Source organism: Flavobacterium columnare (assembly GCF_014844295.1).
Taxonomy (GTDB): domain Bacteria; phylum Bacteroidota; class Bacteroidia; order Flavobacteriales; family Flavobacteriaceae; genus Flavobacterium; species Flavobacterium columnare.
Genome location: NZ_CP054494.1, coordinates 337,640 through 356,455, shown reverse-complemented (window position 1 = coordinate 356,455; position 18,816 = coordinate 337,640). Strand labels below are relative to the sequence as shown.

The window sequence follows — 18,816 nt, the reverse complement described above, 5'->3', positions numbered from 1 at the left end:
TATGAGTAGAACTAGAATTGTTGGAGGGAAAATTACAGAAATTGTTGGAGGTGAATATAACATTTATTCTGAAGGACCTATTACTTTAACTTCTTTAGAAGGAAGTGTTAATATAACGGCAAGACAAGGAATTACACACGGAAATCCAGGAACTGCTCCTACAGTAGAATCTGGGAAAATTGAAGCAAAATGTGTTGTTTACTTTAGACCTAAAAAAGATTGGAAAGGTGAAGAATATGGCTGTGATTGGATGCGAATTGAAGATACTGCTCTAATTACAGGAGGAAGTAATATTTTTGGTGATACTAATTATGAAAAAATAATTGTCAAACAATATAAAGAAGCAGCTTTTACAAATCTAGTAACTGATTCTAATTTTAATGCTGGTTTTTACAAAACAGACCCAGGTTTATTCAATAAACTCAAAGCAGCTTATAAATATCACACCATAACTTGGAAAAACAAAAAAGATAGCTCAGGTAACGAAATTAAAGATTCACAAAATAACCCTATAAAAGAAGATTATTTTTGTACGTGGATTTCTTTATACCCAAAAGAAATCACAAAAAAAACACCTCAAGGTAAAGGAAAACCGCCACTAATTGAAAAAAGAGCCACTAACTACAGCAATACAAAAGCCACTCTTAGCCTTATTGTAGATATAGAAGAAGAGCCTGAAATATTGCGATTTGAAGAAAACAAAAACTTTTTAATCACACCAATGGAGATTGATGTAAAGGGAAAAGGTAGAGGAAAACACGCTCTTATAGACCATCTAACCATAGAATGTATAGATGAATTTACCTCAGACCAAACTATTACACTTAACGCTATTACCAAAACCACCAATGCAAATGGTACAGTTATTGAAGAGAAAAAACTAGCAGGCAAACTGCTGGTGTGGAAAAACAAACAACGTAAAAAAGCAAAAATCGTGTTAGTAAAGGTCGAAACAAATGTTGCAAACATAGTAGGAAATAAAAAAGCAGGCAATAATGCCAACCAGCAAGCTCTTTTTGAAAAATATTTGCATCAGGCACTAATAGATGTAAAAGTAGCTAGCGAAATACTTGATATGAGTACCGAACCTGAATTACAAGCAGGAGGAAAATATATAACACAAGATCCTAATAAAAATAATAAAAATGTATTAAAATGCTATTATAAACCTATGCAAAATACTACTACTAACACTTTAATGATTAGCACACATCAACCAGCTCGATTTGAAGATTTAGAAAAATTTTTAAGAAAAAAATTGAGTGATAAACTAAAAGCAATTAACCCTAGAGATGAACATAAATATGACAATCACTTTATTGCATTCTATTTTGGGGAAGATGGAGGTTATATGGATACCAGTAATGCATACAAAGGTCTTAATGGTTATTCTAGTGGTAAAAATGTAATGCTTTTTGCAGGTAAAAACGATCAAACCGCAGCACACGAATTTTTGCATAGTTTTAAACTACCCCACACTTTTGCAAACAAAGAAGCAGATGCAAATGCTAAATTCACCTTTGAATACACTAAGACAGAAAATTTACTAGATTACTCCCATATGTTGAATCCACCACAAGAACGCTATACTCTATGGCAATGGCAATGGATAATAGCAAATGGTAGCATAACCTAAAAAACAAAATAATTATGAGACATTTACTATTATTACTACTTTTTTTTAAAACGTGTTCTGCACAACAAAAAAATAATACAACTATGGAAGAACCTACAATAACAAAAGATTTTGAAAAGTTTGATTATACACTTTTTAATAAATATAAAACAACTGTCAATCCTACATCTAAGGATTATTTTGTTGAAAAAACATTAGAAAGTGGATTATACATAGAAATGTTTGAGGACACCTATAGAGAAACTCCAAAAAATAGTTATTTTACATTAGTAAAAGGATATTATAAAAACGGTAACATAATAAGAAAAGGATTAACATTAAATAACAATATTCAATGTATGATAAGCACTTGGTATGAGTTTAGTGAAGATGGAAAACTTATAAAAGAAACCAACTATGACGCACCTTACAAATTTACTTTCGAGCAAGTATTACAATTTTGCGAAAAAGAGAAAATCCCTTTAACCAGAGGTCCAATCACTGGAGGCATTCATACTGAAATAGCTAGAGGAATGGATAATGCTTTGAAAAAAAATGTTTGGTATGTGAGTTGGTTCAAACAATCTGATTTGATTGAAACTTTTGTCCTTGATGCTGAAACTGGTAAAATTATAGATAAAAAATATAGTGAATATATCAATAACTAAGTATTTATGAAATGGTTCTTGTTACTACTGGCGTTTTTTGAGATTGGATATGCCCAAAAAATAAATGACACAACTATGAAAGAGCCAATTATAACAAAAGACTTTGAGAAATTTGACTATGATTTTTTTAATAAAAATAAAAAAAACAGATGAAAATGAATCTATAAAATTTTATTATGTAGAAAAAACATTAGATGATGAAACATATATAGAAATGTATGAAGGTGTATATAAAGAAATTAAAAAAGGTAATTATTTTAAGATAATTAAGACATTTTACAAAAGTAATGGTAATATTTTAGTAAAAGGATTAACATTAAACAACAACATTCAATGTAAGATAGGCATTTGGTATGAGTTTAGTGAAGATGGTAAACTTATAAAAGAAACCAATTATGAAACACCCTACAAATTTACTTTTGAGCAAGTATTACAATTTTGCGAAAAAGAGAAAATCCCTTTAACCAAAGGTCCAATCACTGGAGGTATTCATACTGAAATAGCCAGGGGAATAGATAATGCTTTAAAAAAAAATGTTTGGTATGTGAGTTGGTTCAAACAATCTGATTTGATTGAAACTTTTGTCCTTGATGCTGAAACTGGTAAAGTTATAGATAAAAAATATAGTGAATATATAAATAACTAAGTTTTATGAAATGATTCTTGCTTCTATTATTGCTTTTTGAAAGGGGATACACTCAAAAAACAATTATCTACAGGAGCAGGCAAAGGATTTCATTTTATCCCCGAAATAGGCGAAGAAGTCCTTGTAGGTTTTGAAAGCGGCAATGCAGAAAAACCTTTTGTACTAGGCACTCATTATAACGGAAGCGAAACCAGTGGGTACCATACTAGCGGCAATGATGTAAAAGCCATAAAAACCCGTAGCGGTATAGAAACCCTTGCAAACGATGCCGAAGGAAGCTGGAAACAAAGCACCCCAGATGGTAACTACTTACAATTTGATGGACAAGGCAATGCTACACTTAATATCCCTAAAAACTTCAATATAATGGTAGGTAATGATGTTACGATAACCATAGGAGGGAATTTGTATAAACTAGTAGCATTGAACGAAAATGATACCATAAGTGGTACATCTACAGAAAGTATAGGAGGTCTAAAAAACACGTATATAGGAATGGATATGATGACTCATATAACGGGTAAATTAGTAGAGGTCATTCAAGGGGATGTGTATACCGAATCTAAAAAGGAAAGAAATGAAGTAGCGGCAGGAAAAGCAATAAGTAAAAGCGAACAAAACACGGAACTACACAGCGACGCTGGGTTAAGAAAGAATGCTGCTGAAAAAACCAATACCCATTAATTATGTCAAGAACAAGAATTGTAGGCGGTAATCTAATTAAGATTACGGGCGGCACGTATAGGATATTTGCAAAAGAAGGTATAGAGTTTCACTCTAACGGTAAAATGGCTCAGATTAATTTTTTGGGGATTAAGCAAAAAGTTTCTCCATTCTAAAGAGGAAGAATTTAGTATCCACCACACCTCTTTGATTAGCTCTAAAGAGTTTTATTTTTGAGTTAAAGGATTCAGCATTTGCGTTTGTATGTCTTTTTACGAAGAAGTTTGCAATTGTTTCCAAATGATAATTTAAACTATTGGCAACGGTATTAAAGACAGTCATTTTTAATTCTTTGGTTTTGGATATCCAATTCAATATTTTTTGTTTAGCCTCTTCTTTTGAGGTGTATTCATAAATATTTCTAAACTCTTGGGTGTGTTTATATGCCTGATGTATTAGAGGATAATGTTGGAACAATATTTGGGCTCGCACTTTTTGGGTTTCTGTCCATTGGTTGGGTTTCTTGGCAATGATATAACGACATCGAGCCAATAGTTGTTTGGGTGTGTCTTGGTTTTCAAAAGTTATTGGAATGTATTTTATTGCTTGCTCCTTTGCTTTTTTGATAGCTTGATTCTCTTTTTCAATCTCCTCCCAGCGATATTTTATCCTTAAATGCTGGAGAGCTTCCATTACCAACTTTACCACATGGAAACGGTCTGTGACAAGGTAACTTTCAGGAAAACACATTCTTGATGCTGATTGCATATTGTTTGCCATATCAAGTGTTATCGATTTTACTTGTTTTCTATGCGAAAGTGGAATTTTAGTAACCACATCAATAATGTCCTGACTTTTGGTGCCTTTTATAACCGCCACTAAGGATTTCTTTTTGCCTCTTCCTTGTTTATTGGTTACAAAAGTATAAAGTTCACCTTTTGACAAACTTACTTCATCAATACTTAAATTCTCCCCAATATTTTCGGGGTAAATCAGATAATTTTCGGCATGTTCTAACTGTTTCCAACTTGTAAAACCACTGATTCTTTTTTTGTAATGTCTTCGCAGTAAATCAGCTTTAATGCCATAATAACTGGCAATGTTACTTATCGTATCTTCTCGGGTCTCTACCTGTACCTTTTAAAAAATCCGAAAGTTCAACAGTTAATTTGGAACCTTCTGCAATAAAAGAATAATCGCTTTTAATTTCTGACTTATCTACTGTATTTCGCCACCTACGTCTTCTGATACCTAAATAAACAGCCTTTCCTCGTATTGGAAAATCTTGTATCAAAGTACGCTCACAAAAGCCTTTTGACTCATATTCCTCTGAAATGAAACCTTCGGGAATAATGTTCTTTTCATCAAGATAGATATAAAAGCAATCCTTTTTTGTTTGAATATCTCCTAATTCTATAAAATCAACAATATCAAAATGACATAATAATTCTTCGGGTAGAAAAGCAGAAAGTATCGAAAAATCCATTTACTTTTTTTGTCGCAATTTACAATTACTCCCCATATTTTTTATGTGAGCCGGTAAAATTATAGAAAACGCAAAAGAAGGGACAATATATGGAGAACCCCAACAACCTCCTAAATTAGAAATAGAATCCAGTATATTTCCTGCTTGTATACATTTTTACCGTTCAAAACTGCATTCAGAGGGAAAATATGGCAACAAAGACTTGTTTTATAAAGGAGAATTTGGCTTTGACAAATTTGAGAGCCAAGTATGTGCAGAGGGTACTTATTCAGACTATCAGCCTTTACTACATACTGTTCCTAAAGAGGAACTTGTAAAAGACGAAAAAATACACCTGAGTGCCTACGCCAGTATGTATCCGCCAGGTGTAGAAGGCAATCAAGACAACAAAAAAAGTACGATAACCGTATATGTACTGGCAAAAGAATCCAAAACAAAACTAAAAAATGCTAGCAAAGTACGCTTTAGCAGTTCAACCCCTACTGCCATAAAAATAGTAGGAAATGACACCCTGACCCTTACAATAAATGATGTTAGCCCACAAGCCTTAACGCTTGAGTGTTTACAACCTTTTGATAAAGATGTGGTTATCACGGCTATTGCAGAAGGCGATGTTTTTGTATTAGGGCAGTTAATTATAAAGGCAAATGCTAAACGGTATAGTACCATTATACAACCTGTAGAAATTGTTTTTTCCAGCCAAGAAAATCTAAATGTTGTTAGCATACCCAATGCCCCACTTTTTAAAGAACTGGAAAAAAAGTTTAACAACAACTCTTTTAACCAAGCTTATATTTATGGCGAGTTAGCCCCCCAAACCCAAAAAATTATAGTTAACAAAAAGGAATTTTTAGACCAAGGATATTTGTTTGAGCTAAATGGGTTGTTATACGGAAGGAAAGTAGAAAAAGATGATAAAGATAAATTAAGAAAAGAGTTTAACTCATTAATCGAGTCAAAATACACCAGTGCGTTAAACAAAATAAGCACGGGCAATCCCGAAGAACTAAAAAATCAAATAGAAAAGCAAAAAATTAAGCTACTGGAAACTTTTGACAAAGAATTTGATTATAAACTAGGCCAAGATTTAGTGTATGCACAAAAAAAACACCAAGAAAAAATTGTTACTAAGGCTTGGAACCATCCTAAGGTACAAGCCGAGTATAGTAAGTATCTAAAACTAAAACAACAATACAATCAAAATGGCGGAACGTTACCTCTTAACAAACACAATACCCTTCATTTGTTTTATAGTAAAGATATACACGGCGGGGGCGATAGTAGCACTATAGAAACAGATGACAATGGAACCTTAGTACTGCCTAGACTAGTACAGGCCTATTCTTTGCTTGGTACAGGGGTGTGTTATGTATTTGATTCAGGACTTAAAGCCGCTGATAATATTACGACGATACTGCACGAGCTAGGACATAGTTTAGGATTGGAACATCCGTTTGAAAAATCGCTTGGAAACTATGAAAAAAGAATCAAGAATAAACGGTATAAAGAAGATATTGAAACTGAAATTAAAGAGTTAGAAGATAAAATAGTAGAGATAAACCAACCTCAACCTATACAAAGTGGAACTAACGCACAACATTTATATAATTCGATTAAAAGAGGTATTGAATATAATCGTCCAGGAGATCATTTTGAAAAATTATTTTTAAATGCTATTATGAAAAACCCTAAAAATGAAGGCGCATTAATATCCGAAGAAAAGCATCAGTTTTATTTAGACTCAAGTCAAGAATTGAGTGCAACACAAGCGCAAACCAAAGAGGAATTAAAAAATAAACTTAAAGTTTTAAAAATAGAAAAAGAAACGGCTGATGGTTTAGTCGTTTATCCTAACTGGAAAACCCAATCAGAAACCTTAGACAACTATATGGATTATTACCAAAAAGCAAATTCATCGGATATTAACCCCGATTTTGAACGCAAATCCTATACCCAAAAACAATGGCGCATCATACAAGAAAAAGGCGTTGAAATTACCGTTTTAAAAACTATAACACAATGAGAAAAATTATTGCATTACTAACGTTTAGTATCTTATTGTCTTGTGGCAAAAGCACATATTATGTATATGAAAAATACAAATATGATCCAGATTTTAGAATAAACTACTTAGATAGTTATTGCGCCCTAGAAATCACACCTAAAAAAGAGGTGATTTTTAGAGGTACATCTAATGAGTATTATATTTATAATAAACCTAACACTCATTCCAGTTCTAATAGCAGTGAATATATATATATAGCGATAAAGAAGCAACCATTATAGGCGAATATGGGATTCATTTTTGCCGAAGACAGTCTGATTGTTATTATTTCTCACCTGATGTTTATCAAATAAATACTGGAAAATTTAAATTTAGATTCTCTATAATTAACAATATATACAATGGTAAAAATTGGGATAAAGAATATATATCCTATATGTATAGAGATGCTAAAACGGATACCCTTTTTGCATTAAATAATAATATGATGAAAAATTTTATTAAAAAAGATGAAGATCTAAGAGATGCTAACATCCCTTGGTTTCCACCTTATTTAGTGAAAGTAAAAAAGATAGACTATAATAAATTTAAAAGGAAATGTCGTAGGTTAAAATACGCACATTTTAAAGATCCTAGAAAATTTGGGGGCAAAGTATTACACGTTGATAAACCGTATTAACCTTAAAAAAACCCTAAAAATGAAGGCGCATTAATATCCGAAGAAAACCATCAGTTTTATTTAGACTCAAATCAAGAATTGAGTGCAACACAAGCGCAAACCAAAGAGGAGTTAAAAAATAAACTTAAAGTTTTAAAAACAGAAAAAGAAACGGCTGATGGTTTAGTCGTTTATCCTAACTGGAAAACCCAATCAGAAACCTTAGACAACTATATGGATTATTACCAAAAAGCAAATTCATCGGATATTAACCCTGATTTTGAACGCAAATCCTATACCCAAAAACAATGGCGCATCATGCAAGAAAAAGGCGTTGAAATTACCGTTTTAAAAACTATAACACAATGAAAAAAATTGTTGTATTACTTACTTTTATGACATTAATAGCTTGTGGCAAAAGCACGTATTATGTATATGAAAAATACAAATATGATCCAGATTTTAGAGTAAACTACTTAGATAGTTATTGTGCCCTAGAAATCACACCTAAAAAAGAGGTGATTTTTAGAGGATCATCGAGTAGGTATATAATTAAAGACAAAAAAAGTACTTATTTTGATGATAATAGCAGTGAATATATATATATATAGCGATAAAGAAGCTACTTGGATAGATGAATATGGAATCTATTTTTGTCAAAGACCTTCCGAGTGTTTTTATTTCTCACCTGATGTTTATGAAACAGAAAATAAAAAATACAGATTTCAATCAGCACCTATTAACGATTTTTATAATGCGCAAAATTGGGATAAACAATATATTAAATATAGGTATGATGAAAAAAATAAAGATTCAATTGTACTTTCTAAAACTGATAATGTAACCAGTTTTATCAAAAATGAAAAAGGCTTTAGATATGCTAACATCCCTTGGTTTCCACCTTATTTAGTGAAAGTAAAAAAGATAAACTATAATAAATTTAAAGAACAATGTTCAAGATTAAAATACGCACATTTTAAAGATCCTAGAAAATTTGCGGGCAAAGTATTACACGTTGATAAACCGTATTAACCTTAAAAAAATCCTAAAAATGAAGGCGCATTAATATCCGAAGAAAAGCATCAGTTTTATTTAGGTTCAAATCAAGAATTGAGTGCAACACAAGCGCAAACCAAAGAGGAGTTAAAAAATAAACTTAAAGTTTTAAAAACAGAAAAAGAAACGGCTGATGGTTTAGTCGTTTATCCTAACTGGAAAACCCAATCAGAAACCTTAGACAACTATATGGATTATTACCAAAAAGCAAATTCATCGGATATTAACCCCGATTTTGAACGCAAATCCTATACCCAAAAACAATGGCGCATCATGCAAGAAAAAGGAGAACGTATTACGGTTTTAAAAACTATACAATAATGAAAAGAATTATTATTTTACTCATTTTTACAGTGTTAATATCCTGTGGCAAAAGCACGTATTATGCCTTTGAAGAGTATGATTACGACCCTGATTCAGGAAAAGATTATTTATACAGTTATTGCGCCCTAGAAATCACACCTAAAAAAGAGGTGATTTTTAGAGGATCATCTAGACGATATGTAATTGAAGATAAAAAAACCACTTATTTTGATGATAACAGTAGTTCATATATATATATATAGCGATAAAGAAGCAACCATTATAGGCGAATATGGGATTCATTTTTGCCGAAAACAGTCTGATTGTTTTTATTTCTCACTTGATGATTATCAAATAAATACTAGAAAATTTAAATTTAGATTCTCTATAATTAACAATATATACAATGGTAAAAATTGGGATAAAGAATATATATCCTATATGTATAGAGATGCTAAAACGGATACCCTTTTTGCATTAAATAATAATATGATGAAGAATTTTATTAAAGAAGATATAGGTTTTAAAAAAGCGAATATCCCTTGGTTTCCACCTTATTTAGTGAAAGTAAAAAAGATAGACTATAATAAATTTAAAAGGAAATGTCGTAGGTTAAAATACGCACATTTTAAAGATCCTAGAAAATTTGGGGGCAAAGTATTACACGTTGATAAACCGTATTAACCTTAAAAAAACCCTAAAAATGAAGGCGCATTAATATCCGAACAAAACCATCAGTTTTATTTAGATTCAAATCAAGAATTGAGTGCAATACAGACAGAAACCAAAGAGGAGTTAAAAAATAAACTTAAAGTTTTAAAAACAGAAAAAGAAACGGCTGATGGTTTAGTCGTTTATCCTAACTGGAAAACCCAATCAGAAACCTTAGACAACTATATGGATTATTACCAAAAAGCAAATTCATCGGATATTAACCCCGATTTTGAACGCAAATCCTATACCCAAAAACAATGGCGCATCATGCAAGAAAAAGGAGAACGTATTACGGTTTTAAAAACTATACAATAATGAAAAGAATTATTATTTTACTCATTTTTACAGTGTTAATATCCTGTGGCAAAAGCACGTATTATGCCTTTGAAGAGTATGATTACGATCCAGATTATAAATATAACTATTTATATAGTTATTGTGCTTTAGAAATCACACCTAAAAAAGAGGTGATTTTTAGAGGATCATCGAGTAGGTATATAATTAAAGACAAAAAAAACACTTATTTTGATGATAATAGCAGTGAATATATATATATAGCGATAAAGAAGCAACCATTATAGGCGAATATGGGATTCATTTTTGCCGAAGACAGTCTGATTGTTATTATTTCTCACTTGATGATTATCAAATAAATACTGGAAAATTTAAATTTAGATTCTCTATAATTAACAATATATACAATGGTAAAAATTGGGATAAAGAATATATATCCTATATGTATAGAGATGCTAAAACGGATACCCTTTTTGCATTAAATAATAATATGATGAAAAATTTTATTAAAGAAGATATAGGTTTTAAATACGCTAACATCCCTTGGTTTCCACCTTATTTAGTGAAAGTAAAAAAGATAGACTATAATAAATTTAAAGAACAATGTTCAAGATTAAAATACGCACATTTTAAAGATCCTAGAAAATTTGGGGGCAAAGTATTACACGTTGATAAACCGTATTAACCTTAAAAAATCCTAAAAATGAAGGCGCATTAATATCCGAAGAAAAGCATCAGTTTTATTTAGGAATAGATAGAACAGCTCATGAAGAAGGTACAGAAACGGAAATTTCTCAAACAAAAGAAGAACTAGAAAATAAACTTAAAGTTTTAAAAACAGAAAAAGAAACGGCTGATGGTTTAGTCGTTTATCCCAACTGGAAAACCCAATCAGAAACCTTAGACAACTATATGGATTATTACCAAAAAGCAAATTCATCGGATATTAACCCCGATTTTGAACGCAAATCCTATACCCAAAAACAATGGCGCATCATGCAAGAAAAAGGAGAAAGTATTTCGGTTTTAAAAACTATACAATAATGAAAAGAATTATTATTTTACTCATTTTTACAGTGTTAATATCCTGTAGCAAAAGCACGTATTATGCCTTTGAAGAGTATGATTACGATCCAGATTATAAATATAACTATTTATATAGTTATTGTGCTTTAGAAATCACACCTAAAAAAGAGGTGATTTTTAGAGGATCATCGAGTAGGTATATAATTAAAGACAAAAAAAACACTTATTTTGATGATAATAGCAGTGAATTGTAAGCTTCCCCAAAAACAGCTACGATTAAAAGTATAATTTTTTAATTTTAGCAATATGAAAAAAAGTAAATTTACTGAGACACAAATCATCAAAATTATCTCAGAACAAGACAAGGGCAAAACGGTCAATGAAATTTGTCGTGAATTTGGTATAAGTCAGCGCACTTTTTATCAATGGAAAAGTAAATATTCTGGCATTGAACCCAATCAGCTCAAACAATTAAAAGAGCTTGAAAAAGAATTGAGCCAGTATAAAAAAATTGTTGCCGAACTCACTTTGCAAAACACCGTTTTAAAAGATGTAATCGAAAAAAAGCTTTAATGCCTGCCGAAAAGCGCGAGCTTGTTATCTATGTTGGGAAGCGATTTAAAATGAGCTTTCGTCAGGCGTGTAAGCTGTTTCGTATAAGTACTTCTGTGTTTTATTATAAGTCCAAACGAAAAAATTGCGACCTTCAAATTTCCGAAGAGTTATTAAAATTGGCTGAATCTCATCGTACTTTGGGTTTTTGGATGATGTATAACCGTTTGAGAAATTTAGATTATCTATGGAATCATAAACGAGTTTATAGGATTTATACAGAAATGCGGCTAAATTTAAGATGTAAGCGTAAGAAAAGAATTCCCGCAAGAATAAAGGAGCCTTTACTCAGACCAATTCAACCTAATATCACATGGAGTATTGATTTTATGCAGGATACGCTACAAGATGGGAGGAAAATTCGTTCTCTTAATGTCATAGATGATTTTAATAGGGAAGCATTAATGGTTACTATCAACAACAGCTTGCCTGCTCAAAGGGTGATTAATGAATTAGACAATTTAATCCAATGGAGGGGTAAACCAGAGCGAATTCGCGTAGATAATGGTCCCGAATTTATTGCATAAAAGATGAAGGATTGGTGCCAAAATAATCAAATAGAATTAACCTATATTCAACCTGGAAAACCTACCCAAAACAGTTTGATTGAGTGTTTTAATAGAACATTTCGACAGGAAGTATTGGATTGTTATATGTTTGAATCAACCCGCCAAATGCAGAATTATGTAAACGCATGGATATGGATTTATAATAATGAAAGACCTCATTCTGGGCTGAATTATATGACGCCTATAGGGTTCTTGTTGAAATATGGGAAACTCAACTTTGAAACCGCCGAAGAGTTTCCCACATTTCAACAAGAGAAATTTAAAATTATTGATTGGAATTCTTTAGTTTTGAATGTAGCTAATTGAGGGAAGTTTACAAACGCTATAAAGAAAACGCACAATTATATCGAAAACGACAGGAGATAAACGAACACATTTTTGGTACAATCAAACGCCAGTGGGGATACAATCATACCAATTTAATAGGACTTGAAAAAGTAAACGGTGAACATAGCTTGATTATGCTAGTGTACAACATCAAGCGTACCATAAATATCCTTGGAGTCCCTGATTTAATAGCAAAAATTAAAGCTTGGAACTCACCTTACAAGACAAAGGACTTTTTTTTTGATAAAAACGACCTATTTAAACTTCTTTTTAGCGTTTGTATTTTTTGAAACACCTCAAAATAAGTTCAAAAATAGCATTGCTTAAAACAAAGTTATGTCAGTTTGGTGGGATGAATTGTATTCAAAAAAGAGGTTTTTTCACAGCCTGACGTTTTGTGGCTTTGCGAGGTGCGGAACTCGAAAAGCACTGATTATTAATTAATTACTGTACCTCCGCAAGTACACACTGATTTTTAAATTAAACCTTTAGTTTCGCATCTTGCAAAACCGCTGTTAGCTGTTGTTGCTAATTGAAACCGTTTTTATTTCAATAGTTGTTTTTTCCAGTGAGCCTTTTTCTTTAAGTACTTCCCATTCCTCTTTTGTTAACTTGGGAAGTTCACTTTCCCATGGTTTTTCAAAATCTATCTTACCACTCTTTAAGGAAGTAATTTCTGATAAATCTTCTTCTAAATGTTCAGAAGAATTCGTATGTTTAGTTAAAATTTTAAAATTATACATAATGAGTTTATTTAATTATTATTTAGTTAAGTCTTTGGTAAAAGATGAACCTTTTTACACTACCTGCGCCGATATAGACGGCAGATTTTTTAGAATTTCAGATTTAGAATCATACCTCAAAAATGGTAAAGATGGTATATCAAATGAAGAGATTATTGCAACAAGCTATTTTCTAATAAGAAAAGATTTAACAATTCAATTATAACCTTTATATGACAGCAGAAACAAACATTCTAATCAACAACATTGTATTGTCCTCAAAGATTAATGCTTTAAAATTAACTCTTTCGGAAAAACAACTAGAATTATACCATAATCACCTAATAGACGAAGCTGAAAAAATTAAACCTTTGTTGTATGACATCCTAAAGTCTCCTGATAAAGTTGATGAAGTTTTGACAAACTATCTAAAGTAGTTTTGTGATTATTAATATCGTCTTTTATCAAGATTTTTTCATTAAAACTTGATAAAATACTTTCACAAGTTTCTTTTACAAATCCAAATGATTTTCCTTCAAAGTATTGATTTAATATTTTGTTTGCGATTTCGTTTGGGTTTTCTTTTTCCATTTTTCTAATATAAGTTTTAGAAAAACACTAACTGTATTTTTAACCTTTCTTTGGTTTTTTACAATTACAGCTAATACACAAATATACGCAACTCAGCGATGATTACAAGGAAAAACAAAGAAAACTAGGTTCTCCTAGATAACATCTTTAAAATCAATGCTTTTAAAAGACATGTCAAATGCGTATTTTATGTATCTTTATATAGTTTTATTGCGAAAAATAATATTTAAATATTTAAAATGCGCAGTTATGGATGTATCACAATATCAATTTTCATTCGGCACGCATCAAGGTCGAAACATCATTTGGATTCAGTTTAAATATCAGCTTAGTTTGAAAGACGCACTCCGCGAACGCTTTCCGTCAGCCCGTTATAGTAGTACACATAAAGCATGGTATTTACCTGACTTAGCTACCGTTCGTAAGGAGCTAAAACTACCTCTTAAAACTTTGGAAGAGCAAACTTTTAGTCATATTTCAGAAAATAATCGCCTGGCTGTAACTCAATATTGCAACCATTTAGATTTGCTGGCCTACAGTCCCCACACTAAGCGTACCTATCTGCAAGAGTTTATGCAATTATTGTCACTACTGGGGAACGTTTCTGTAAATTCTCTAACACCAGATAGATTGAAAGATTACTTTTTGTACTGTTTGCAAAAAAATGAACTTAAGGAGCAAAGTATGAACTCTAAAATTAATGCAATCAAATTTTATTTTGAAAAAGTCTTGCATCGCGAGCAAATGTTTTTTGATATTCCCAGACCCAAAAGCCCTTTAACATTACCCAAAATGTTATCCAAAAATGAAATTGTGAAATTATTCTCAGTTTTGGAAAATAAAAAGCATCGGCTTATTTTAAAATTATGTTACGGGATGGGACTACGCGTGGGTGAAATTGTTAATCTAAAAATAGAACATATTGATAGTCAGTCTATGCGGGTTTTGATTGTAAATGCAAAAGGAAAAAAAGATCGTTATACGAATCTTCCTGAATCGGTTTTAGAAGACCTCCGAGCTTATTATTTAGAATATCGTCCTAAGACATGGTTGTTTGAAGGGGCTTACGGTGGCAATTATTCGATTCGTAGTATTCAGGCTGTTTTTAAAAGTGCTATGAAAAAGGCTAAGATTACCAAAACTATTGGAATACATGGATTGCGACATAGTTATGCTACGCATTTAATTGAAGGAGGGGCAGATATTCGTTTTTTGCAAAAGCTTTTAGGACATAGTAATCTTAAAACAACTCAAATTTACACGCATGTCACCGATGTGACACTTTCTAAAATAAAAAGTCCTCTAGATGGATTATCTTTGTGATACCATTTGAAAATCTTGAATTTTCTGGATTTTTTTAATATATATTGCTACTTTGTGGTTTAGAATTGGTCGGATATAACTTTTGCTAATACTGACAATTCTATCTGGAACGTTTTTGCTCGTTTTGATTCCTTTTTTCTCTTTTTTGAATATTTATTGTATTGCTTACACTAATCTAAATATTTAGTTCTTGGTAGTTTTGTACCATTTAAACTTAAAATATACTGGATTAAAAAGTGAAGTTCTCGATACGTTTTTTTTCATTTTAAAAACAACTCGAACAAACGGTTGAGTATATAATTGAAATCATCGTTCGTTCGAGCGCGAAGCGCATCGAGAACCAACACTAATTTTTATTGCTTTTGTAGGATAGTATCTAAATCAACATACAGTTTGTCACTCCTACGTAAAGAGGAGTCTCATAATCAATAGTATGTGATTTCTCCCTTTGGTCGAAATACAAGATTGCGAACTTTTTGGACAGTCTCAAGGTTAAAAAAATAGTATTATGAGGAAATTTCAAAGTTTGAATAGTATAAAAACCAAAATAAAATAACTTCAAAAAAAAGAGGCGTTAAATGCCTCTTGTATATCCTTAAATTTTTACTTCGATATTCCCATAGTGGGCGGAAGTGTAAGCGGTTCCGTTCAACACGAGTTTACTTCACTTTGTTTTTATTTGTTTTTTTTTGTTCAGTGATTACAATTCATTGTTCGTGCTCCGCACGCAACGAAACCTTAGCTGTTGGCAGTAGCACCTTATTATAGTTTGTTGATTTCTTCTTTGGTTAAGCCTGTTGCCTGCGTAATTATTTCTACTGAAACACCTAATTTTTTTAAGGATTTAGCCGTTTCAATCTTTCCTTCAATCTTTCCTTCAATCTTTCCTTCAATCTTCCCTTTTATTTCTCCTTCAATTAATCCTTCAATTAATCCTTCCATCTTTCCTTCATCGAAAGCAGTGTCGATAACGCCTTTTAGATCTCGGTAAACTTTAAGACTGCTCTCGTATTTGTCTAAATCCAATTGCCCTAAATTTGCCAATTCTGCTTTTTCAAAGGCTTGGGTAAATACTTCGTCCTTGAAAATTGTGGGAATACTTTGAAAATCTTCCAAGTTTTTGATAAAATACAACCATTTATCCAAACGGGAGCTTAATTCGTTTTCCTGTTTGTTAAAATTGGGCATTTCCAAGTAGATATAGGTCAGTTTATCGTAAAATACTTTTCCGTTTTGGTTTTTCAGCTTGATGGTATGCACTACCTCGCTTCTTTCGGGTTCGCTTTCGTAATCGTCGAAAGTAAAATCTAAAACACCTACGCAATAAACCGCTTTCAAATTATAGTTCCATTCTCCTTTTTCGGCTTGTTCTCTAATGGGAAATGTGGAGTAATAGATGGTTCTTTCTTTGAAGTAGTTTTGCTTGGCTTTTTGGAGCTCTACGATGAATTTTTCGCCTTTTTCGTTTTCGCAATAGATATCGTAGATGGCTTTTCTGTCGAGGTCGGTCTGCCCGAGTTGTTCGGTGTTTTTAAAAGAAAGTTCTTTGATCTGGTCATATTCTGGCAACAAGGCATTGAGGAAGTCGATAAGCAGGTTTTTGCTGGCTTCTTCCCCAAATATCTTCTTAAACCCAAAATCGGTAAAGGGATTGATGTATTTTGCCTTCATATTCTCAACTTGTTTTCTTGGTCAAATTTACAAAAAATAATCTTTGATGTTGATCTTAAATTTCGGAGGATTCTCGGTGGCGGTATTACAGGCAACGTTTTTTTGGAGGAGTGCACAAGGCGTTTTGCCTTGCATGTACTCCCCAGAAACTTTTTTTAAAATAGCATTACGGATTTTTGAGTAGTAGGGGGGCATAAGTGAAGGAAATCACTATAAAAAACACCTAAAGTAGACTTCAAAAAAAAGAGGCGTGAAATGCCTCTTGTATATCCTTAAATTTTTACTTTGATATTCCCATAGTGGGCGGAAGTGTAAGCGGTTCCGTTCAACACGGGTTTACTTCACTTTTTTTTATTTGTTTTTTTGTGTTCAGTGATTACAATTCATTGTTGGCTCTTCGAGCCCAACGAAACCTTAGCTGTTGGCAGTAGCACCTTATTATAGTTTGTTGATTTCTTCTTTGGTTAAGCCTGTTGCCTGCGTAATTATTTCTACTGAAACACCTAATTTTTTTAAGGATTTAGCCGTTTCAATCTTTCCTTCAATCTTTCCTTCAATCTTTCCTTCAATTAATCCTTCCATCTTTCCATCGTCGAAAGCAGTGTCGATAACGCCTTTTAGATCTCGGTAAACTTTAAGACTGCTCTCGTATTTGTCTAAATCTAATTGCCCAAAATTTGCCAACTCTGCTTTTTCAAAGGCTTGGGTAAATACTTCGTCTTTGAAAATTGTGGGAATATTTTGAAAATCTTCCAAGTTTTTGATGAAATACAACCATTTATCCAAACGGGAGTTTAAGTCGATTTCCTGTTTGTTAAAATTGGGCATTTCCAAGTAGATATAGGTCAGTTTATCGTAAAATATTTTTCCGTTTTGGTTTTTCAGCTTGATGGTATGCACTACCTCGCTTCTTTCGGGTTCGCTTTCGTAATCGTCGAAAGTAAAATCTAAAACACCTACGCAATAAACCGCTTTCAAATTATAGTTCCATTCTCCTTTTTCGGCTTGTTCTCTAATGGGAAATGTGGAGTAATAGATGGTTCTTTCTTTGAAGTAGTTTTGCTTGGCTTTTTGGAGTTCTACGATGAATTTTTCGCCTTTTTCGTTTTCGCAATAGATGTCGTAGATGGCTTTTCTGTCGAGGTCGGTCTGCCCGAGTTGTTCGGTGTTTTTAAAAGAAAGTTCTTTGATCTGGTCATATTCTGGCAACAAGGCATTGAGGAAGTCGATAAGCAGGTTTTTACTGGCTTCTTCCCCAAATATCTTCTTAAACCCAAAATCGGTAAAGGGATTGATGTATTTTGCCTTCATATTCTCAACTTGTTTTCTTGGTCAAATTTACAAAAAATAATCTTTGATGTTGATCTTAAATTTCGGAGGATTCTCGGTGGCGGTATTACAGGCAACGTTTTTTTGGAGGAGTGCACAAGACGTTTTGCCTTGCATATACTCCCCAGAAACTTTTTTAAAATAGCATTACGGATTTTTGAGTAGTACCTGGAAACGCAGTAAGTTGCCTGCTTTGCAGACTAAATTATAAGTAATACCATTTAAACTTAAAATATACTGGATTAAAAAGTGAAATTCTCGATCTGTTTTTTTTATTTTAAAACAACTCGAACAAACGGTTGAGTATATAATTGAAATCATCATTAGTTCGAGCGCGAAGCGCATCGAGAATCAACACTAATTTTTATTGTTTTTGTAGGATAGTGTCTAAATCAACATACAGTTTGTTACTCCTACGTAAGGAGGAGTCTCATAATCAATAGTATGTGATTTCTCCCTTTGGTCGAAATACAAGATTGCGAACTTTTTGGACAGTCTCAAGGTTAAAAAAATAGTATTATGAGGAAATTTCAAAGTT

At 32.2% G+C, this 18,816-nt stretch carries 29 protein-coding genes and 2 pseudogenes; 25 read left to right on the top strand and 6 right to left on the bottom strand.

Annotated elements, in window-relative coordinates; genetic code table 11:
- The first annotated feature begins 1 nt into the window (after position 1).
- From HUE53_RS01665 to HUE53_RS01650, 4 genes are all read left to right on the top strand, one after another.
- Positions 2–1,636 (top strand): zinc metalloprotease, encoded by a 1,635-nt coding sequence (locus HUE53_RS01665; protein ID WP_192188652.1) that lies wholly within the window; start codon positions 2–4, stop codon positions 1,634–1,636.
- A 14-nt stretch (positions 1,637–1,650) separates the two neighbouring features.
- Complete coding sequence (locus tag HUE53_RS01660; RefSeq protein ID WP_225556166.1) at positions 1,651–2,283, top strand: hypothetical protein; 633 nt, start codon at positions 1,651–1,653, stop codon at positions 2,281–2,283.
- A 118-nt stretch (positions 2,284–2,401) separates the two neighbouring features.
- A complete protein-coding gene (locus tag HUE53_RS01655; RefSeq protein ID WP_225556165.1) occupies positions 2,402–2,929 on the top strand; it encodes a hypothetical protein in 528 nt (175 codons plus the stop codon).
- 36 nt (positions 2,930–2,965) lie between these two features.
- A complete protein-coding gene (locus HUE53_RS01650) occupies positions 2,966–3,613 on the top strand; it encodes a phage baseplate assembly protein V (protein ID WP_192188651.1) in 648 nt (215 codons plus the stop codon).
- Positions 3,614–3,742: 129 nt separating this feature from the next.
- Here HUE53_RS01650 and HUE53_RS01645 read toward each other — a convergent pair whose 3' ends face one another.
- Entirely contained in the window at positions 3,743–4,660 is a 918-nt protein-coding gene (locus HUE53_RS01645) for an ISAon1 family transposase (protein ID WP_225556192.1), read from the bottom strand.
- A gap of 34 nt (positions 4,661–4,694) precedes the next feature.
- Positions 4,695–5,078, bottom strand: coding sequence for an ISAon1 family transposase N-terminal region protein (locus HUE53_RS01640; RefSeq protein ID WP_014165862.1), 384 nt, complete (start codon positions 5,076–5,078; stop codon positions 4,695–4,697).
- 202 nt (positions 5,079–5,280) lie between these two features.
- Between HUE53_RS01640 and HUE53_RS01635 the strand changes: the two genes are divergently transcribed.
- The 18 genes and pseudogenes from HUE53_RS01635 to HUE53_RS01555 all read left to right on the top strand — a co-directional run.
- Positions 5,281–7,101 carry a hypothetical protein gene (locus tag HUE53_RS01635; RefSeq protein ID WP_192188650.1) on the top strand — a complete coding sequence of 607 codons (1,821 nt, stop codon included), beginning with the start codon at positions 5,281–5,283 and terminating at the stop codon, positions 7,099–7,101.
- Entirely contained in the window at positions 7,098–7,364 is a 267-nt protein-coding gene (locus tag HUE53_RS01630; RefSeq protein ID WP_192188649.1) for a hypothetical protein, read from the top strand. The genes HUE53_RS01635 and HUE53_RS01630 overlap by 4 nt, the downstream gene beginning before the upstream one ends.
- Before the next feature lie 155 nt (positions 7,365–7,519).
- A complete protein-coding gene (locus tag HUE53_RS01625; RefSeq protein ID WP_192188648.1) occupies positions 7,520–7,762 on the top strand; it encodes a hypothetical protein in 243 nt (80 codons plus the stop codon).
- A 78-nt stretch (positions 7,763–7,840) separates the two neighbouring features.
- Positions 7,841–8,110 carry a hypothetical protein gene (locus HUE53_RS01620; protein ID WP_077225961.1) on the top strand — a complete coding sequence of 90 codons (270 nt, stop codon included), beginning with the start codon at positions 7,841–7,843 and terminating at the stop codon, positions 8,108–8,110.
- On the top strand, positions 8,107–8,352 hold the full coding sequence (locus HUE53_RS01615) for a hypothetical protein (RefSeq protein ID WP_107317219.1): 246 nt from the start codon (positions 8,107–8,109) through the stop codon (positions 8,350–8,352). The genes HUE53_RS01620 and HUE53_RS01615 overlap by 4 nt, the downstream gene beginning before the upstream one ends.
- A complete protein-coding gene (locus tag HUE53_RS01610; RefSeq protein WP_192188647.1) occupies positions 8,318–8,773 on the top strand; it encodes a hypothetical protein in 456 nt (151 codons plus the stop codon). Before HUE53_RS01615 ends, HUE53_RS01610 begins: the two co-directional genes overlap by 35 nt.
- Positions 8,774–8,851: 78 nt before the next feature.
- Positions 8,852–9,118 carry a hypothetical protein gene (locus HUE53_RS01605; protein WP_138424714.1) on the top strand — a complete coding sequence of 89 codons (267 nt, stop codon included), beginning with the start codon at positions 8,852–8,854 and terminating at the stop codon, positions 9,116–9,118.
- Complete coding sequence (locus HUE53_RS01600) at positions 9,118–9,363, top strand: hypothetical protein (protein WP_192188646.1); 246 nt, start codon at positions 9,118–9,120, stop codon at positions 9,361–9,363. Before HUE53_RS01605 ends, HUE53_RS01600 begins: the two co-directional genes overlap by 1 nt.
- Positions 9,329–9,784, top strand: a complete 456-nt coding sequence (locus HUE53_RS01595) for a hypothetical protein (RefSeq protein ID WP_192188645.1) — start codon at positions 9,329–9,331, stop codon at positions 9,782–9,784. Before HUE53_RS01600 ends, HUE53_RS01595 begins: the two co-directional genes overlap by 35 nt.
- A gap of 78 nt (positions 9,785–9,862) precedes the next feature.
- The gene (locus HUE53_RS01590) at positions 9,863–10,129 is read left to right on the top strand and encodes a hypothetical protein (protein WP_192188644.1); all 267 of its coding nucleotides are present in this window, start codon (positions 9,863–9,865) and stop codon (positions 10,127–10,129) included.
- On the top strand, positions 10,129–10,395 hold the full coding sequence (locus tag HUE53_RS01585; protein ID WP_192188643.1) for a hypothetical protein: 267 nt from the start codon (positions 10,129–10,131) through the stop codon (positions 10,393–10,395). The genes HUE53_RS01590 and HUE53_RS01585 overlap by 1 nt, the downstream gene beginning before the upstream one ends.
- A 155-nt stretch (positions 10,396–10,550) precedes the next feature.
- Positions 10,551–10,793 (top strand): hypothetical protein, encoded by a 243-nt coding sequence (locus tag HUE53_RS01580; RefSeq protein ID WP_192188642.1) that lies wholly within the window; start codon positions 10,551–10,553, stop codon positions 10,791–10,793.
- 227 nt (positions 10,794–11,020) lie between these two features.
- On the top strand, positions 11,021–11,152 hold the full coding sequence (locus tag HUE53_RS14390; protein WP_262891111.1) for a hypothetical protein: 132 nt from the start codon (positions 11,021–11,023) through the stop codon (positions 11,150–11,152).
- Positions 11,152–11,388, top strand: coding sequence for a hypothetical protein (locus tag HUE53_RS01575; RefSeq protein ID WP_107317216.1), 237 nt, complete (start codon positions 11,152–11,154; stop codon positions 11,386–11,388). Before HUE53_RS14390 ends, HUE53_RS01575 begins: the two co-directional genes overlap by 1 nt.
- 52 nt (positions 11,389–11,440) lie before the next feature.
- The gene (locus HUE53_RS01570) at positions 11,441–11,707 is read left to right on the top strand and encodes a transposase (RefSeq protein WP_192188641.1); all 267 of its coding nucleotides are present in this window, start codon (positions 11,441–11,443) and stop codon (positions 11,705–11,707) included.
- A complete protein-coding gene (locus tag HUE53_RS01565; protein ID WP_192188640.1) occupies positions 11,707–12,273 on the top strand; it encodes a DDE-type integrase/transposase/recombinase in 567 nt (188 codons plus the stop codon). Before HUE53_RS01570 ends, HUE53_RS01565 begins: the two co-directional genes overlap by 1 nt.
- Before the next feature lie 3 nt (positions 12,274–12,276).
- Positions 12,277–12,621 carry an integrase core domain-containing protein gene (locus HUE53_RS01560; RefSeq protein ID WP_192188639.1) on the top strand — a complete coding sequence of 115 codons (345 nt, stop codon included), beginning with the start codon at positions 12,277–12,279 and terminating at the stop codon, positions 12,619–12,621.
- Positions 12,618–12,932 (top strand): annotated as a pseudogene (locus HUE53_RS01555) (transposase); the annotation flags it as partial. The gene HUE53_RS01560 and the pseudogene HUE53_RS01555, both read left to right, overlap by 4 nt.
- A 225-nt stretch (positions 12,933–13,157) precedes the next feature.
- Here the strand turns inward: HUE53_RS01555 and HUE53_RS01550 are convergent.
- Entirely contained in the window at positions 13,158–13,385 is a 228-nt protein-coding gene (locus HUE53_RS01550) for a hypothetical protein (RefSeq protein ID WP_192188638.1), read from the bottom strand.
- Position 13,386: 1 nt separating this feature from the next.
- Between HUE53_RS01550 and HUE53_RS01545 the strand changes: the two genes are divergently transcribed.
- Entirely contained in the window at positions 13,387–13,590 is a 204-nt protein-coding gene (locus tag HUE53_RS01545; protein WP_192188637.1) for a hypothetical protein, read from the top strand.
- A gap of 137 nt (positions 13,591–13,727) precedes the next feature.
- Here HUE53_RS01545 and HUE53_RS01540 read toward each other — a convergent pair whose 3' ends face one another.
- Positions 13,728–13,955 (bottom strand): hypothetical protein, encoded by a 228-nt coding sequence (locus HUE53_RS01540; RefSeq protein WP_192188636.1) that lies wholly within the window; start codon positions 13,953–13,955, stop codon positions 13,728–13,730.
- Between the two features lie 156 nt (positions 13,956–14,111).
- Between HUE53_RS01540 and HUE53_RS01535 the strand changes: the two genes are divergently transcribed.
- Positions 14,112–15,278 carry a tyrosine-type recombinase/integrase gene (locus HUE53_RS01535; RefSeq protein ID WP_192188635.1) on the top strand — a complete coding sequence of 389 codons (1,167 nt, stop codon included), beginning with the start codon at positions 14,112–14,114 and terminating at the stop codon, positions 15,276–15,278.
- Positions 15,279–16,040: 762 nt separating this feature from the next.
- On the opposite strand, the gene HUE53_RS01530 is transcribed toward HUE53_RS01535, so the two are convergent.
- Positions 16,041–16,949, bottom strand: coding sequence for an Rpn family recombination-promoting nuclease/putative transposase (locus tag HUE53_RS01530; protein WP_192188634.1), 909 nt, complete (start codon positions 16,947–16,949; stop codon positions 16,041–16,043).
- Positions 16,950–17,387: 438 nt separating this feature from the next.
- On the bottom strand, positions 17,388–18,260 hold the full coding sequence (locus tag HUE53_RS01525; protein ID WP_192188633.1) for an Rpn family recombination-promoting nuclease/putative transposase: 873 nt from the start codon (positions 18,258–18,260) through the stop codon (positions 17,388–17,390).
- Between the two features lie 105 nt (positions 18,261–18,365).
- Between HUE53_RS01525 and HUE53_RS01520 the strand changes: the two are divergent.
- Positions 18,366–18,486, top strand: a pseudogene (locus tag HUE53_RS01520) (transposase); the annotation flags it as partial.
- Positions 18,487–18,816 lie beyond the last annotated feature (330 nt).

Bases quoted from the DNA above. Each gene is read 5' to 3' on its own strand.
- HUE53_RS01665 (WP_192188652.1), top strand. From the start codon at position 2: ATGAGTAGAACTAGAATTGTTGGAGGGAAAATTACAGAAATTGTTGGA.
- HUE53_RS01660 (WP_225556166.1), top strand. From the start codon at position 1,651: ATGAGACATTTACTATTATTACTACTTTTTTTTAAAACGTGTTCTGCA.
- HUE53_RS01655 (WP_225556165.1), top strand. From the start codon at position 2,402: ATGATTTTTTTAATAAAAATAAAAAAAACAGATGAAAATGAATCTATA.
- HUE53_RS01640 (WP_014165862.1), bottom strand. From the start codon at position 5,078: ATGGATTTTTCGATACTTTCTGCTTTTCTACCCGAAGAATTATTATGT.
- HUE53_RS01630 (WP_192188649.1), top strand. From the start codon at position 7,098: ATGAGAAAAATTATTGCATTACTAACGTTTAGTATCTTATTGTCTTGT.
- HUE53_RS01625 (WP_192188648.1), top strand. From the start codon at position 7,520: ATGTATAGAGATGCTAAAACGGATACCCTTTTTGCATTAAATAATAAT.
- HUE53_RS01615 (WP_107317219.1), top strand. From the start codon at position 8,107: ATGAAAAAAATTGTTGTATTACTTACTTTTATGACATTAATAGCTTGT.
- HUE53_RS01600 (WP_192188646.1), top strand. From the start codon at position 9,118: ATGAAAAGAATTATTATTTTACTCATTTTTACAGTGTTAATATCCTGT.
- HUE53_RS01585 (WP_192188643.1), top strand. From the start codon at position 10,129: ATGAAAAGAATTATTATTTTACTCATTTTTACAGTGTTAATATCCTGT.
- HUE53_RS01580 (WP_192188642.1), top strand. From the start codon at position 10,551: ATGTATAGAGATGCTAAAACGGATACCCTTTTTGCATTAAATAATAAT.
- HUE53_RS14390 (WP_262891111.1), top strand. From the start codon at position 11,021: ATGGATTATTACCAAAAAGCAAATTCATCGGATATTAACCCCGATTTT.
- HUE53_RS01575 (WP_107317216.1), top strand. From the start codon at position 11,152: ATGAAAAGAATTATTATTTTACTCATTTTTACAGTGTTAATATCCTGT.
- HUE53_RS01570 (WP_192188641.1), top strand. From the start codon at position 11,441: ATGAAAAAAAGTAAATTTACTGAGACACAAATCATCAAAATTATCTCA.
- HUE53_RS01565 (WP_192188640.1), top strand. From the start codon at position 11,707: ATGCCTGCCGAAAAGCGCGAGCTTGTTATCTATGTTGGGAAGCGATTT.
- HUE53_RS01560 (WP_192188639.1), top strand. From the start codon at position 12,277: ATGAAGGATTGGTGCCAAAATAATCAAATAGAATTAACCTATATTCAA.
- HUE53_RS01550 (WP_192188638.1), bottom strand. From the start codon at position 13,385: ATGTATAATTTTAAAATTTTAACTAAACATACGAATTCTTCTGAACAT.
- HUE53_RS01545 (WP_192188637.1), top strand. From the start codon at position 13,387: ATGAGTTTATTTAATTATTATTTAGTTAAGTCTTTGGTAAAAGATGAA.
- HUE53_RS01540 (WP_192188636.1), bottom strand. From the start codon at position 13,955: ATGGAAAAAGAAAACCCAAACGAAATCGCAAACAAAATATTAAATCAA.
- HUE53_RS01535 (WP_192188635.1), top strand. From the start codon at position 14,112: ATGCTTTTAAAAGACATGTCAAATGCGTATTTTATGTATCTTTATATA.
- HUE53_RS01530 (WP_192188634.1), bottom strand. From the start codon at position 16,949: ATGAAGGCAAAATACATCAATCCCTTTACCGATTTTGGGTTTAAGAAG.
- HUE53_RS01525 (WP_192188633.1), bottom strand. From the start codon at position 18,260: ATGAAGGCAAAATACATCAATCCCTTTACCGATTTTGGGTTTAAGAAG.